Genomic DNA, 14,141 nt, shown 5'->3' on the forward strand with positions numbered 1-14,141 from the left:
ATATGAACACAATTGATATCATTATTCTGATACTTTTGCTCATTGGGGGGCTAAACGGTTTGCGACAAGGATTTATTAAAGCCTTTGCGAACTTGGTAGGATGGGTCATTGCATTAATTATGGGTGCAAAATATGCTGTCCTTCTTGCTCCGTCTATGTCGGGTTTAAGTCATGATCCAGTTGTTCAGAAAATTGCAGCTTTTGCATTTATAGCGCTTTTGATCATTGTTTTAACATGGATCGTCTCTGCATTTTTAAATGGCCTCTTGAAAAGTCTGAAATTGGGGCCATTAAATCGTTTAGCAGGTGGTGCTTTTGGTTCTTTAAAGGGCTTGTTGGTTGTACTAATTACAATGCAGGGTGTAGGACCTTGGGTTGAAAGTTCACCGCACTGGAAACAGTCCAAATTTATACAGTTTTTATTGCCTTATGCGCCTTTAGCTACCGAGTTGTCTAAAGATGCTGCAAGTGAGGCATTTCATCAAATAACATCTGGAGGTAGTGCATCAGGCACTCCTTCAAAACCAATGGACGAATCGGAAGATTTAGAAAACCGATCCGACCATTCGACAAAGAATCCTTTTTATTAATTCCTAGCTTGTCTGCGAGGTTGCTATGTGTGGAGTTGTTGGTATAGCCGGTAAATCGCCAGTGAACCAAATGTTGTTTGATGCTTTAACGATGTTGCAACATCGTGGGCAAGATGCAGCTGGAATAGTAACCTGCCATGAAGGCCGTCTTTTCCTTCGTAAGGATAACGGTATGGTGCGTGATGTCTTTCATACTCGTCATATGAGAGCATTACTTGGTAATTATGGTATTGGCCATGTACGTTACCCAACTGCTGGTTCTGCGAGCAGTGCTGAAGCACAACCATTTTATGTAAACTCACCTTATGGTATTACGCTTGCACATAATGGTAACTTGACCAATGCAGAAGAAATTCATGATGACCTGTTTAAAACAGATTTACGTCATATGAATACTGATTCTGACTCAGAAGTTCTTTTAAACGTGTTTGCGCATGAATTACAGAAGAAAGGCACTTTAAATCCTACCCCTGATGATATTTTTCACACGGTTTCTCGTGTGCATGAGCGTTGCCAAGGTGCGTATGGTGTAGTAGCGATGATTACTGGTCATGGTTTGGTTGGCTTCCGTGATCCGAATGGTATTCGCCCACTTATTTACGGTTCACGTGTAACTGAACAAGGTGAGATGGAATACATCATTGCTTCTGAATCGGTTGCTATTACTGCTCTTGGTTTTAAAATTGAGCGTGATATTGAACCGGGTGAAGCAATTTTCATCAATGCAAATGGTGAGTTGTTCTCTAAACAATGTGCTGCTAATCCGAAATACCGCCCATGTATTTTTGAATACGTTTATTTTGCTCGTCCTGATGCGATTATTGATGGAATCTCAGTTTATAAAGCACGTTTAAAAATGGGTGAAAAGCTTGCTCATAAAATTTTACGTGACTGGGGCGAGGACCACGATATTGATGTGGTGATTCCAATTCCAGATACGAGCCGTACTTCAGCTTTAGAACTTGCAAATATTCTAGGTGTGAAGTTCCGTGAAGGTTTTATGAAAAACCGTTATATCGGCCGTACCTTTATTATGCCAGGTCAACAGCAACGTAAAAAATCTGTACGTCAGAAATTAAACCCTGTTGAGTTAGAATTCAAAGGTAAGAACGTTCTATTGGTGGATGACTCTATTGTACGTGGTACAACGTGTAATGAGATTATTCAGATGGCACGTGATTCTGGTGCCAAAAAAGTATACTTTGCGTCAGCAGCACCGAAAGTAATGTATCCAAACGTTTACGGTATTGATATGCCTGCTAAAGCTGAGCTTATTGCTTCAGAACGCAGCGTGGAAGAGATCCAAGAAATTATTGGTGCTGATCGTTTGATTTTCCAAGAATTGGAAGACTTGAAAAATGCTGTACGTACCAGCAAAGTGCCTGACTTAACTGAGTTCGATTGCTCAGTATTTGATGGAATCTACGTAACAGGTGATATTGATGGTAACTATCTAAATAATTTGGAGCAGAAGCGTAATGACTCTGCTAAGAAGAAAAAAGATGGTTATATTGACGTTAATGTCGATGCTGCTTCTGTAGATTTAACAGGCATCAAAGAAGAATAGAAATAGCCGAAAAAAGCGGGTATTTCCCGCTTTTTTCTTTTATGATGAAACCTAACAATGTAATTGGGAATATTTACATTGAAAGAAGTAAGCCACTATCTAATCGAAAATAAAAATATGGCATGGTCCATCACTATGTGTTTGGTTGCTGTGCTGCTTACTATTTTTATCTTAAATTTAATTTTAGGTTTACTCGTTCATTTTTTTGATTATAGCCAGCCAATTTGGTGGCACACCTTAAGTCCTTACTTCGTTGCGCTATTACTTTTTATTATGGTTTGGTCGGTAGTTACCGAACTTTATATTCTGCGTAAAGGTGGGCACTCTTTAGCAAAACAACTTAAAGCACGTCGTTTGGTGAAAGAGGAGAGTACTCCCGAAGAACTCGCGGCATTAAAAATTACAGAACACTTAGCCCAAAATTTTTCCCTAAAAGTACCAACCGTGTATGTTTTACCTGATGAAGTTGGTGTAAATGCACTTACGGCAGGTTTTCATCCCAAAGATATCGTAATTATTCTGACATGGGGTGCTTTACAGAATCTGGATAAGCTTGAGTTATATGGTTTATTGGGCCATGAATTTAATCAGATTTTATCGGGTGAGGCTGTTGAGAATACTAAATTAAAGATTTTATATAGCGGCTTAACAACTTTTAGTCAGTGGGGAAGTAAATTAGCCAAGCAAGGTTTTAAGCGCTATAGCCCGGGTTATAAACATAAATTTGAAACTGTTTTTGTTGCGGTCGGTGGAGTCATTTGGTTGGCTGGAAGCCTAGGTGTACTGATTACTCGTTTTATTAAATATTTGACTTTGAGTGGACGTACCTTTCGTAATGACCAAAAAACAGTGCGACTATTAAAAAATAATGCGAATACCCAAACCTTGTTGCGTATTTATGTTCACCATTCTGGTTCGCAAATTCATAGTGCTTATTCTGAGTCAATCGCGCATATGTGTTTTGCTAACTCACTGAGCCCACAAAGCTGGATGAATATTCACCCCAGTATTCGTGAACGTATTTATGAGTTAAATCCCACTTTGCTACAAGATTTACAATTAGAAAATTTAAAGAAGCTTCGCAACCGTCCGTTGTTTAGTTTATTTCATTTCTTGGAAGAATCTGAGAAAGAAATTTATATTCCGTGGTCATCTCCACAGCCTCTACCTTTGTTAAGGCTGTCGCCAATTAGTTTTGCATTAAATGATGCCATTAAACCCCTGAGTAGTGATGTACGTCGAAATAAGAAGCGTCCTGAATTAATTCAGCGAGCACTACAAACTGCGACTGGTTCACGTGAAGTTATGGTTGCTATTTTGATGATTCGCCAATATCGCGAGTTTATTCCAAAAGATGCACCTGTGAGTCATGCCATTATCGATGCATTATTGAATTTGGATGGGCGTATTCATATTCAAATATTTCATGATGCTTGTAAAAATATTGGGCATATACCTGCAAGTATTGCGCGGCAATTTCTTACTAAGCTAGCGCTCATTATCCAGGAAGATGGTGAAATTGGATTGTTAGATGCACTTTTATTGGAGCGGGTTAAACATGAATTGAATTTGATGCCATTACATTTGCCGACTGCATTTGAAGAAGTGAAACCTCAAATTGTTCGTTTGATTGATGCTTTGCTTCATGTTCAGCAAATTAATAGCCCAAATCAATTAGAAGTACGTGAGCGTATTTTACGTTCGCTGCTCAATCCCGATGAAATGTATATTTATGATGAAATTTCAGATGAGCCATTAGATCTAGCTGAAATTTTAAATGATATTGCTGGTTTATTATTACGTGACCGTCTAAGTATTCTAGCTATTGCAGAAATGTGTTTGTGGAGAGACCGTATTATCACGCAAGATGAACTCGATGTGCTTGAATTGCTTTATTGGCGTTTTGGCTTTGAGACAGAAGAAATTGTGGATCAAATGCAAAAGAGAAATAGTGTGATGATTATTTAAAAGACATATACGATTATAAAAACATCTGAATGAAATAAAACACTGAAAAAAAGACTGAAGCCCGTTAGAATGTAGATAGAGTAGAGGTATTGATTTACAGATGATTGGGCAGCAAAGAAATATATTGGCAACTTTAGGAATTGATGTATGGATTCCTAAGACACAGGTGTGCCAAAAAAATAATGCTCAAAGTCTCTGGCGAGATCAAGCTGCGCCAGAAGGTGAACCAATTATATTGCCTTCTAAGAATAATCCAGTTGTTGAGCAACCGACAAAACCACAAGTCAACGAAGTTCCAAAAGTTGAACCTGAAATTGCGGTACCACTTCCAGTAGAAGTTCCGCCTGTTGTGTCGCCTCGTACTGAAGTACAAGCTCCAGTGGTTACGATTGCTTCATTTGAGTTACAGGCTTTTGCGCTTGAAAAATGCGTTATTTTTTTAGATGTTACCAATTTAAGTGAAGAAGAAAAGCAGCTTTGGAATAACATTCAAAAAGCAAAAATAGGGCAATATGCTGAACTAAAATGGCCATTCCCTTTAGCTAACTATCAAGATCAACGTGGTGCAGGTTCATATATTCAAGGATTTTTAGATGCTGTCGCAGCAGACAAGAAAATCTTGTGCCTTGGGGAATGTTCTTATATTCAGCATGCCAATATTATACATTTGGCGAGTTTAAAAGAGATGTTGGAGAAACCACTCCTTAAAAAAAGGTTATGGCAATTAATGCAAGATAACAACGAGTAGTAGGGATTTACATGAAAAAAGTTGTAGTTTTTAGCCAAATTGATGAAGAAATTTTGTCTCGATTACAACAGGATTATCATGTTGTGGTTCTTAATCCAAAACTGGGTGATATTAATGAGCAAATACGCCAACAAGTTGTAGATGCTGATGGGATGATTGGTGCCGGTCGACTTCTTAATGAAAGTAATCTTGCGCCTGCTCAAAAACTCAAAATTATTTCATCTGTAACAGTTGGCTATGACAATTATGATGTGGCTTATCTAAACCAAAGAAAAATCTGGTTATCAAATACACCTCATGTTTTAACTGAAACAACGGCTGATCTTGCTTTTACGTTATTGCTTAGTGCTGCTAGAAAAGTTCCTTTTCTTGATCATTGGACTAAACAAGGTGAATGGAAAAGAACTGTTGGGCCTCAGCAATTTGGTTTGGATGTTTTTGGAAAGACGCTAGGGATTATTGGACTTGGTAATATTGGTGCTGCAATTGCACGACGTGGTTTTTATGGATTTAACATGAATATTGTTTACCATAACCGCCGTGAAAAGCCTGAATTGGCAGAGCCTTTAAAAGCACAATATCTTGGTTTAGATGAGTTATTGCAACAGTCTGATTTTGTAGTAACCGCAGTTGATTTAAATAATGAGTCGAAAGCCTTGATGGGTAAAGCTCAATTTGAGCTTATGCAAAAGCACGCTATTTTTATAAATATTGCGCGTGGTTCAGTGGTTGACGAGCATGCATTGATTGAGGCCTTGCAAAGCGGTGAAATCTTCGGGGCTGGTTTAGATGTATATGAAAAAGAACCTTTACAAGATTCAGAGCTTTTTAAACTGCCAAATGTTGTTACTTTGCCTCACGTAGGATCTGCGACTGCAGAGACCCGTAAAAAAATGGCAAATCTTGCTTATAAAAATCTGGTTGAAGCTTTAGAGAATAAAACTCCTAGATATTTGGTAAACCCAAACTTTGCATAAATGATTAATAACACTTCATTGCAAAACTAAGCGATCTCGAGTGATATATTAAAAGTCTATTGATTGAACATAATTTTTTATGTTTTATATCAGTAGACTTTTTTGATGGTTTAATTTTACTAGAGAAAAACATTTGAGATTTTTGCCAATTATTTTAAGTACGGCTTTTATAACAAATGCTTCGTACGCACAGCCTTTCGATCCTCAGCCTTCTGCAAATCAAGTAGAAATTCCAAATATTGGAAGTGGGATTGGTTTGCTTGATCAACAAAAAGAAAAATTTATTGGCGAAAAAGTTTTTCGTGAAGTTCACAAACAAATGCCTGTTATTCAGGATGTTTGGTTAGAAGATCAATTTTTTCAGGTATTTTCGAGTATTTTAAGTGAAACACAGCTTGGGCAGCCGATTGGTCTAGTCGTGATTAAAGACCCACAAATTAATGCTTTTGCTGTTCCAGGTGGCTTATTTGCGCTCAATACGGGGCTTATTGCCTCAGCACGAAATATTGATGAAATTGCTGGTGTTATGGCGCATGAAATTGCGCATGTATCGCAAAGACATTTTAGTCGCTCTGAAGAAGCCTTTAAAGGTCAAACATTGCTAAGTCTAGCAGGACTTTTAGCGGGGGTGGCTATAGCTGCGCAGGGTGGTGGCGATGCGGGTGCAGCAGTGATGCTTGGTACCCAAGCTGCACTCATGGATAAGCAATTAACATATAGTCGAAATCAAGAGCGTGAAGCAGACCGTATTGGTATGCAATATATGTATGCGGCAGGTTATAACCCTCAAAGTATGGCTGATTACTTTGAAACAATGCATAGAGCTACAAGTCGGGTAAGTTTTTTACCGGATTTCTGGTTGACTCATCCATTGACGACTGAGCGTATGAGTGAAGCGCGGCTGCGTGCAAACCAGATGCCTCGAGTTAAAAACCGTATATATGATGCAGATTTTGAGATTTTAAAATGGTACACCATGGTGGTTGCCAATCAGGCCACTGAAAACCAACTACAAAGTTTGGCGTCCCAAAAAAATATTGCTGGTCTGATTGCTTTAGCAGCATTTTACACAAGACAAGGTGATTATGTGCAAGCGCAGTCTACTTTAGATCAAGCGAAATCTAGTGGAAAGCCTCTTGTCACATTATTGCAGACAGATATTTATCTTGGCCAAAACAAGCTAGATCAAGCTTATACTACTATTGCTGCTACACAAATGACGATGCCTGAAAATAAAGCTTTTAGTTATAAGTTGGCTGAGGTGCTGCTACGCCAAGGTAAGTTTGCGCAAGTTCAAACTTTGGTTCAAAGATTTATTAATAAGAATCCAAGAGATATACAAGGTTGGCAATTTTTACAGCAAGCTGCGAATTTGGATAAGAATGGACCTTTAAGAGCGGTTAATGTTCTACGCTATCGGGCTGAAGCAGAATATTGGTCAGGTAGTGAGGAAAATGCAATTAAATCAATGTTACATGCTCAGCGATTGGCAAAAGATAATCAAGCAATGTCGGCAAGAATAGACAGTCGTTTGAAACAAATGCAAGATGAGCGAAGAATGAAGATTTAAAAGTTATATCTTACTTAATTTGCAGGTGTGCAAATATATACAAACTAAAGAAGCTTGATTAGAAGAAATATAAAATTTAAAAAAGGGGGGGAATTAAGCTAACTTAGCTTTAATTTTTGCTGAAACTTGAGCAGGATCGGCACGCCCGGCTATGATCGGACGTAGAGAATTCATCACCTTACCCATATCTTTCATGCTAGTTGCTTCTTGAGCAGCAATCGTTTGCTCAATGATAGAATCAAGCTCTTCCTCAGTCATAGCTTCTGGTAGAAACTGAGAGATAATCTCAGCTTCGGCTTGTTCTTTACTAGCTAAATCATTACGACCAGCACCTTCAAAGGCTTTGATCGATTCTTTACGTTGTTTAATTTGCTTTTCAATGACCGCAAGAACCTGAGCGTCGTCAAGCTCTTTGCGCTCATCGACTTCGATTTGCTTAATTGCCGCTTGTAGACTACGCAAAACCGTCACTGTTGCCATATCTTTGGCACGCATAGAAGTTTTTAATGCATCAGTAATTTGGTTTTTTAAAGTAGTCATAATTCAGCAGTCAATCACAAATTAATTAGTAAAGGCGAGTAGTACGTACAGATTCGCGAGCCAATTTCTTTTGGTAGCGTTTAACTGCTGCAGCTTTTTTGCGCTTACGTTCTTGAGTTGGTTTTTCGTAGAATTCGCGTTTACGAACGTCAGCTAAAACACCAGCTTTTTCGCATGAACGTTTGAAACGACGGATAGCTACGTCAACTGGTTCGCCTTCTTTCAACTTAACTTGTGGCATGTAAAATCCTCTAGATTATGGATAAGATCAGGCACACCATTGCGCCGGATCACAAGTGAAGGTCAGTATTTTACTCATTTACAACTCATATCACAAGTCTATAATAGCGATTGCAATATTTTGACTCATATAAAAGGCAGTTTTGATGATTGTTTTAGGCTTGGAAACTTCTTGTGATGAAACAGGGTTGGCACTTTATGATAGCGAACTCGGCTTACGGGGACAGGTTCTTTATAGCCAGATTAAACTTCATGCTGAATATGGTGGCGTAGTACCTGAACTTGCTTCTCGAGACCATGTTCGTAAATTAATTCCTTTAATGAATCAATTGCTTGAGCAAAGTGGTGTAAAAAAACAAGAGATTGATGCTGTTGCTTATACGCGTGGTCCTGGCTTAATGGGAGCATTAATGACAGGCGCCTTATTTGGACGAACTTTAGCTTTTTCTTTAAATAAGCCTGCTATAGGTGTTCATCATATGGAAGGTCATATGTTGGCCCCATTACTTTCAAGTCAACCACCTGAATTTCCGTTTGTAGCATTGTTAGTTTCAGGTGGACATACACAATTGATGGCAGCCCACGCTATTGGTCAATATGAACTATTGGGTGAGTCTATTGATGATGCTGCGGGCGAAGCTTTTGATAAAGTTGCAAAAATGATGAGCTTGCCATATCCAGGTGGGCCAAATATCGCAAAACTTGCATTATCTGGTGATCCATTAGCTTTTGAGTTTCCAAGACCTATGCTTCATCAAGGCTTGGACTTTTCTTTTAGTGGTTTAAAAACAGCTGTTTCTGTTCAATTGAAAAAATTGAATGGTGAGAATCGTGACGCTGACATTGCTGCTTCATTCCAAGAAGCAATTGTAGATACATTGGTAAAAAAATCAGTAAAAGCTTTAAAGCAAACTGGACTTAAACGTTTAGTGATTGCAGGTGGAGTTAGCGCAAATTTAAGACTACGCGAGCAATTAGAAACTTCTTTGGCGAAAATTAAAGCGCAAGTTTATTATGCAGAGCCTGCTTTATGTACTGATAATGGGGCAATGATTGCTTTTGCTGGTTATCAGCGTTTAAAAGCAGGTCAGCATGATGGGTTGGCGGTAACGACCACACCAAGATGGCCAATGACTGAACTCACTATTCCTGAGTAAAATTATTCATCGTCAAAGGCCTGTTGGTTTTCGATATCAATGTATTCGATATAACCGCGGCCTTGTACTTCATTACCAAAATAATGACCTGTAAATATATAGCTACTCGCATAACCTCGCCCATGACCATAGCGGAATGGGCAGTCAATTTCTGCCTGAATGTTTAAGATAATTTGCTTTGCATCATTTCTAGCGATCCAAGAAAAATATTTTGGAAGTCGCATTTTATGCCCAGTAGGTGAAACAAAGTCATCAACTTGATGCGAAATAATATCAAAGCTTACATCTGTATAAATTTCAGCTGGCTGGTTCAGATGTCGAATATGCAGGGTATATGCAGCTGTTTGTCCTGCAATATCGGCTTTGGTAAGAAGAAGTTGAGTGGTTTCATTTAAATTGATGATTTGATAAGTGAAAAAATCAAGTGGCAGTTTATATACATCAGGAATAAGTTTGTTTGTGATGGAGTGAGGACCAACTGCTCGAGCATATTCGTAAGTGCAGAGTCCTTGGCTTTCAATGCGTTCTGCTTGATAGCTTAGAAAACCTTTAAACTTTGCCAATAAGCTAAAATGATCATAGATTGGTGTTTTTATAAACCATGAAACATGTGAAGTAATATCGATATCAAAGTCGAAATCAAATCCATCATAATGACCATTAATGTGAATTTGAGGGAATTTACCTTGAATTGAAATTTCTTGACCTAGTTCTATTAAGCTCCCATCTTTATTAATTTTTGTATCTTCGGGAATGACATAGGCCTTTAGTAAAGCTTGTTCCAGAGCAGCTGTGCTTGAAAAGAATGTAGCTGTTTTTCTAGGATTTCCAGTGATGATATCATCATGGTCAAAAGCAAGTGCACCGGGCGTACCGATTAAAATCATAATATTTAAGTAACGATGCGGCTCTGGTAAAAGCGGGAAAAAGATACCGTAATGTGTCCAGCTATAATATTTTTCGTCAACTCGTGGACGGATGATATGAGCTTGAGTAAAAGGAAGAGTTGAATATTTTTTTGCTTGGTCTAAAACGCCTTGTGCAAGTAATAAACTTTTACCAAGCGCTTTACTGGCTGTAGAAATTTTTGGCAATTGTTTTTTCATATATAAACCTAAAGAAGGGCTATCTTTGTTTTAGGTTATGAAAAACAACTGCCAAAGCTAAGCGGTTTATAGGCCAAAGCTAAGGCTTTGCGGGACATTTTATTTAATTGTTAGACAAATCTTTTAATGCGTTTAAACCAATCCAATGCTTAGAAAACTGATAAGCCGCTCGACCAGAGCGCTGACCCCGCATCTGACACCAACGTAGACTTTCTGCACGAACTTCATCATTGAAAGGCATGTTTGCTTTATCAAGATAATGCTCAACGATTTCTAAATATAGATTTTGATCCATTGGATAAAAAGATAGCCATAGACCAAACCGATCCGACAAAGAGATCTTTTCCTCAATCGCTTCTTGTGGATGTAGTTCAGTATATTGGGGAACATCGACCTTAGTTACAGGTGTATTTTCATGCATGAATTCTGGTAACAGGTGGCGACGGTTACTGGTTGCATAAATAATAAAATTACTTGAACCTGACTGTAATGAACCATCTAATACACTTTTTAGACTACGGTAATTTTCATCTTCCGCGTTAAAAGCCAAGTCATCACAATAGACGATATATTTTTCAGGGCGATTTTGAATGAGTTTTTGAATTTTGGGTAAGTCTGATAAATCATCACGTTCAATTTCAATTAAACGTAATCCTTGAGGGGCATACTCAGTTAATAAAGCACGAACAATAGATGATTTTCCTGTACCACGTGAGCCTGTTAACAGCACATCATTCGCTGGTAGGCCATTTAAAAATTGCAAAGTATTTTGAATAATTTTTTCTTTTTGACGCTCAATGCCTTTTAAGTCATCAAGATAAATATTTTTTGGCTTATAGATGGCATTAAGTTGCTGATTTTCCCATCTAAAAGCAGGTGCAGTAAAATCTGTTTCTTGTCGAGGCTCAGGCAAGACTTGCTGTAACTGATTTAATACAAGTGATAATGTTTGAACTAAATTGTCCGGTAAATCAATGGTAGCCATGGTAAGTCAATCATGTTAAACAGTGTTTTATAGGATACTAACACCGAAATTAACAGGCTGACAAAAAACTTATTGCCTATACACTTTATCGGTTTTGCAATTGATTGAAATGTTCAGACCGAGCATAGTGTTGTGATGTCTATTCAGTAAAATCATCTGTGAAGATGAGGACGAAATATGTTTGAAAAAATACGAAGTGATATGAATCCACATCAGGCTTACCGTATCAAAAAATTACAACGTCAATTAGACATTGCTGAATCTTATGAAGAATGGAAGTCTTTTGCATTAAAACTAGATGAAGAAACAGGTGTGCAAGAGTGGAAGTTTGATAATAGTTCACCTTACTTTGATGCCGAACTCATTTCTTATCGATACACTTTGCTCAAAAGATATCGTCAGCAACATCGCACATTAGACCTCATCTATTTACTTAAAGAGGGTCTAACTTACGATATTGCAAATATTGGTCATCCAATGCTTTTTGCCGCAACACATGTCGGTACAAAAAAGTTAATTGAAGACTATATTGAAGAAGTTAGCCAAAGCTTGGCTTATATCGCTTCAAGTGAATGCATTACGTTTCAAAGAAAAGAAAAAATAGAGTTTTTTGAAAACTGTGAAAAGGCGTATGGACAACCTGCACTTATGTTTTCGGGTGGGGCGACTTTAGGACTTTTTCATACGGGAGTATGTAAGGCTTTAATTGAACAAGACTTAATGCCTAAAGTGCTCTCTGGCTCAAGTGCAGGGGCAATTATGACAGGTATGCTTGGAACCTCTGCTAGTGAAGATATCCAAAACTTATTAAATGGTGAGCAATTTTTTAGTGATGCTTTTCATTTTAGGAAATTCCGTGAACTTATTAAAGGCAATGGTGGAATTGCCGATGTTCAATATTTGAAAAAATTCCTCATTGAGAATTTAGGTGATCTTACGTTTGAAGAGGCTTTCAAAAAATCTGGTTTAAACATTAATGTGGCAGTGGCGCCATATGATGCAACAGAAAACCCAAGAATTATGAATGCCATTATGACACCGAATGTTTTGGTGTGGAGTGCTGTATTGGCTTCATGTGCTGTGCCAATTTTATTCCCACCAGTACGCTTAACCAGTAAACGTTATGACGGTGAACATACACCTTATATGGCAAATACAAAGTGGGTAGATGGAAGTGTAAGAAGCGATTTCCCACAAGAAAGAATGGCACGGCTTTATAATTTAAACTACACCATTGCGAGTCAAGTTAACCCACATATTGTTCCATTTATGCAAAATGATGCGGATCGCTTCCGTAAAGACGTTTTAAGCTGGCCTGAAAGAATTCTAAGACGCCAAGGTAAAGTGCTATCAATGGGTATCATGGATTTTACGCGTCAACGACTTGGTTCTATATCTCCAGTTAGAAGATTGTTAGATCATGGATATGGCGTAATGGGACAGCGTTATTATGGTGATGTAAATATCATTGCTAAATATAGTCTAAGTCACTATACCTACACTTTGCAAAACCCGCGTCCGCATCTGTTTAAGCGTTTGCAAAGAGAAGGGGAACGTGCAACTTGGCCAAAAATTTCTTCAATTGAAACCCATGCTCGTATTGGTAAGACAATTCAGCATTGTTTAGAAGTTTTGCGCTTTGAAGAAAAGAAACAACAGCCTGAGTCTTATTATGCTGAAGCATGATTTTGCTTCGCATATAGAAAACTTGACATGTGTAACAAAGCCAACAAGTGCAGCGTTAGGGCGGTGTTTATGGACATGTACCATAGATACCAAGAATTACTGGTTAAAATATCATTTGCCTGAAACCCATGCTCAAAGTGAGCAAGATTTCATGCATGAGCAATTATTTTACGAAGAAATGCACTTTAAAAAACCTGCATGGCTTTTACCTTATAAATTAATTGAGGTCAGTTTAATCCCTCAGCTAGGCCATTCTTTTGGTAAGGTTTTAATTTTACCTAATAGTGACGTGTGGTTCGGTTCATTGACTCATGAAAGTGGTTTAACTGATGTATACCGTAAGATTTGGTTAGCAATAAATAAGCTTGCAGAGCTTCATGAACTTGGCTGGATTCATGGAGACGTTAAGGCAGAGCATTTTAGAAAGTTTCAGCAAAAGCCTTATTTAATTGATTTTGAGAAAACGAGACCGATCTCAAGTTGTGATACAGTCCTGGATGCAACACCTCGTTATATGGCTCCTGAGCTATTTAGAGGAGGGCGTAAGGGAATACAAAGCGATTTATATGCATTTGGCATCGTCCTATATGAATGGTTAATACAAACTCGCTTAGAAGCAGGTAGTTATCGTGATTGGGCAATCTTGCACTGTCAAAATTTAACCATTCAATTACCCGCGCAGTTTTTGATTTTTTATCCCTTAATTGCAGGTTTATTACAAAAACAGCAGCAAAATCGATTTTCAAATGCTGATGAAGCAATAAATTGCTTAAAACAGATTCAAATTGATAAAAATCATTGATCTAGTATCTGTATACAATTTACACGGTTAGTTTTTTTTAGAAAAAAAACACTTGTCACTGCCAGATCTTATCGCTAATATACACAGCCATCGGGGGCGTGGCGAAATTGGTAGACGCACTGGATTTAGGTTCCAGCGCCGCAAGGTGTAAGAGTTCGAGTCTCTTCGCCCCCACCACTTTAAGTTAATAACTTAAAGTTTGATG

The 14,141-nt window shown here is 38.1% G+C and carries 13 protein-coding genes and 1 tRNA gene; 10 read left to right on the forward strand and 4 right to left on the reverse strand.

From position 1 onward, the window contains the following. The first annotated feature begins 2 nt into the window (after nucleotides 1-2). The 6 genes from AC52J8_RS06295 to AC52J8_RS06320 all read left to right on the forward strand — a co-directional run bounded on the left by AC52J8_RS06295 (nucleotide 3) and on the right by AC52J8_RS06320 (nucleotide 7,420). On the forward strand, nucleotides 3-590 hold the full coding sequence (locus AC52J8_RS06295; RefSeq protein ID WP_002115251.1) for a CvpA family protein: 588 nt from the start codon (nucleotides 3-5) through the stop codon (nucleotides 588-590). A 25-nt stretch (nucleotides 591-615) separates the two neighbouring features. Then, nucleotides 616-2,157, forward strand: coding sequence for an amidophosphoribosyltransferase (gene purF, locus AC52J8_RS06300; protein WP_005068333.1), 1,542 nt, complete (start codon nucleotides 616-618; stop codon nucleotides 2,155-2,157). Between the two features lie 78 nt (nucleotides 2,158-2,235). Next, nucleotides 2,236-4,125, forward strand: coding sequence for a M48 family metalloprotease (locus tag AC52J8_RS06305; protein ID WP_086399161.1), 1,890 nt, complete (start codon nucleotides 2,236-2,238; stop codon nucleotides 4,123-4,125). Between the two features lie 100 nt (nucleotides 4,126-4,225). Next, entirely contained in the window at nucleotides 4,226-4,873 is a 648-nt protein-coding gene (locus AC52J8_RS06310) for a hypothetical protein (RefSeq protein WP_017480785.1), read from the forward strand. 11 nt (nucleotides 4,874-4,884) lie between these two features. Then, a complete protein-coding gene (locus AC52J8_RS06315) occupies nucleotides 4,885-5,850 on the forward strand; it encodes a 2-hydroxyacid dehydrogenase (protein WP_086399160.1) in 966 nt (321 codons plus the stop codon). A gap of 142 nt (nucleotides 5,851-5,992) precedes the next feature. After that, entirely contained in the window at nucleotides 5,993-7,420 is a 1,428-nt protein-coding gene (locus AC52J8_RS06320) for a M48 family metalloprotease (protein WP_086399258.1), read from the forward strand. Nucleotides 7,421-7,513: 93 nt separating this feature from the next. On the opposite strand, the gene AC52J8_RS06325 is transcribed toward AC52J8_RS06320, so the two are convergent. Both AC52J8_RS06325 and rpsU read right to left on the reverse strand, forming a co-directional pair. Further along, nucleotides 7,514-7,960, reverse strand: coding sequence for a GatB/YqeY domain-containing protein (locus AC52J8_RS06325; RefSeq protein ID WP_002115302.1), 447 nt, complete (start codon nucleotides 7,958-7,960; stop codon nucleotides 7,514-7,516). 25 nt (nucleotides 7,961-7,985) lie between these two features. Further along, nucleotides 7,986-8,201, reverse strand: coding sequence for a 30S ribosomal protein S21 (rpsU, locus tag AC52J8_RS06330; RefSeq protein WP_001136722.1), 216 nt, complete (start codon nucleotides 8,199-8,201; stop codon nucleotides 7,986-7,988). 145 nt (nucleotides 8,202-8,346) lie between these two features. On the opposite strand from rpsU, the gene tsaD reads away from it, so the two are divergent. Further along, a complete protein-coding gene (gene tsaD, locus AC52J8_RS06335; protein WP_002115326.1) occupies nucleotides 8,347-9,357 on the forward strand; it encodes a tRNA (adenosine(37)-N6)-threonylcarbamoyltransferase complex transferase subunit TsaD in 1,011 nt (336 codons plus the stop codon). Between the two features lie 2 nt (nucleotides 9,358-9,359). Here tsaD and AC52J8_RS06340 read toward each other — a convergent pair whose 3' ends face one another. After that, nucleotides 9,360-10,463, reverse strand: a complete 1,104-nt coding sequence (locus AC52J8_RS06340; protein WP_140157901.1) for a DUF6670 family protein — start codon at nucleotides 10,461-10,463, stop codon at nucleotides 9,360-9,362. 103 nt (nucleotides 10,464-10,566) lie between these two features. Further along, nucleotides 10,567-11,448, reverse strand: a complete 882-nt coding sequence (locus tag AC52J8_RS06345) for an ATP-binding protein (protein ID WP_002115248.1) — start codon at nucleotides 11,446-11,448, stop codon at nucleotides 10,567-10,569. Nucleotides 11,449-11,625: 177 nt separating this feature from the next. On the opposite strand from AC52J8_RS06345, the gene AC52J8_RS06350 reads away from it, so the two are divergent. The 3 genes from AC52J8_RS06350 to AC52J8_RS06360 all read left to right on the forward strand — a co-directional run bounded on the left by AC52J8_RS06350 (nucleotide 11,626) and on the right by AC52J8_RS06360 (nucleotide 14,113). Further along, the gene (locus AC52J8_RS06350; protein ID WP_086399159.1) at nucleotides 11,626-13,134 is read left to right on the forward strand and encodes a DUF3336 domain-containing protein; all 1,509 of its coding nucleotides are present in this window, start codon (nucleotides 11,626-11,628) and stop codon (nucleotides 13,132-13,134) included. Next, nucleotides 13,121-13,936 carry a protein kinase domain-containing protein gene (locus AC52J8_RS06355; RefSeq protein ID WP_496538895.1) on the forward strand — a complete coding sequence of 272 codons (816 nt, stop codon included), beginning with the start codon at nucleotides 13,121-13,123 and terminating at the stop codon, nucleotides 13,934-13,936. The genes AC52J8_RS06350 and AC52J8_RS06355 overlap by 14 nt, the downstream gene beginning before the upstream one ends. A 92-nt stretch (nucleotides 13,937-14,028) precedes the next feature. Beyond that, nucleotides 14,029-14,113, forward strand: a tRNA-Leu gene (locus tag AC52J8_RS06360). Nucleotides 14,114-14,141 lie beyond the last annotated feature (28 nt).

It is taken from the genome of Acinetobacter sp. S-1 (assembly GCF_059579785.1).

What these genes read in the sequence shown, in the direction of transcription:
- tsaD (WP_002115326.1), top strand. Translation starts at nt 8,347, where the DNA reads ATGATTGTTTTAGGCTTGGAAACTTCTTGTGATGAAACAGGGTTGGCA.
- purF (WP_005068333.1), top strand. Translation starts at nt 616, where the DNA reads ATGTGTGGAGTTGTTGGTATAGCCGGTAAATCGCCAGTGAACCAAATG.
- rpsU (WP_001136722.1), bottom strand. Translation starts at nt 8,201, where the DNA reads ATGCCACAAGTTAAGTTGAAAGAAGGCGAACCAGTTGACGTAGCTATC.
- AC52J8_RS06315 (WP_086399160.1), top strand. Translation starts at nt 4,885, where the DNA reads ATGAAAAAAGTTGTAGTTTTTAGCCAAATTGATGAAGAAATTTTGTCT.
- AC52J8_RS06295 (WP_002115251.1), top strand. Translation starts at nt 3, where the DNA reads ATGAACACAATTGATATCATTATTCTGATACTTTTGCTCATTGGGGGG.
- AC52J8_RS06325 (WP_002115302.1), bottom strand. Translation starts at nt 7,960, where the DNA reads ATGACTACTTTAAAAAACCAAATTACTGATGCATTAAAAACTTCTATG.
- AC52J8_RS06340 (WP_140157901.1), bottom strand. Translation starts at nt 10,463, where the DNA reads ATGAAAAAACAATTGCCAAAAATTTCTACAGCCAGTAAAGCGCTTGGT.
- AC52J8_RS06310 (WP_017480785.1), top strand. Translation starts at nt 4,226, where the DNA reads ATGATTGGGCAGCAAAGAAATATATTGGCAACTTTAGGAATTGATGTA.
- AC52J8_RS06355 (WP_496538895.1), top strand. Translation starts at nt 13,121, where the DNA reads ATGCTGAAGCATGATTTTGCTTCGCATATAGAAAACTTGACATGTGTA.
- AC52J8_RS06345 (WP_002115248.1), bottom strand. Translation starts at nt 11,448, where the DNA reads ATGGCTACCATTGATTTACCGGACAATTTAGTTCAAACATTATCACTT.
- AC52J8_RS06350 (WP_086399159.1), top strand. Translation starts at nt 11,626, where the DNA reads ATGTTTGAAAAAATACGAAGTGATATGAATCCACATCAGGCTTACCGT.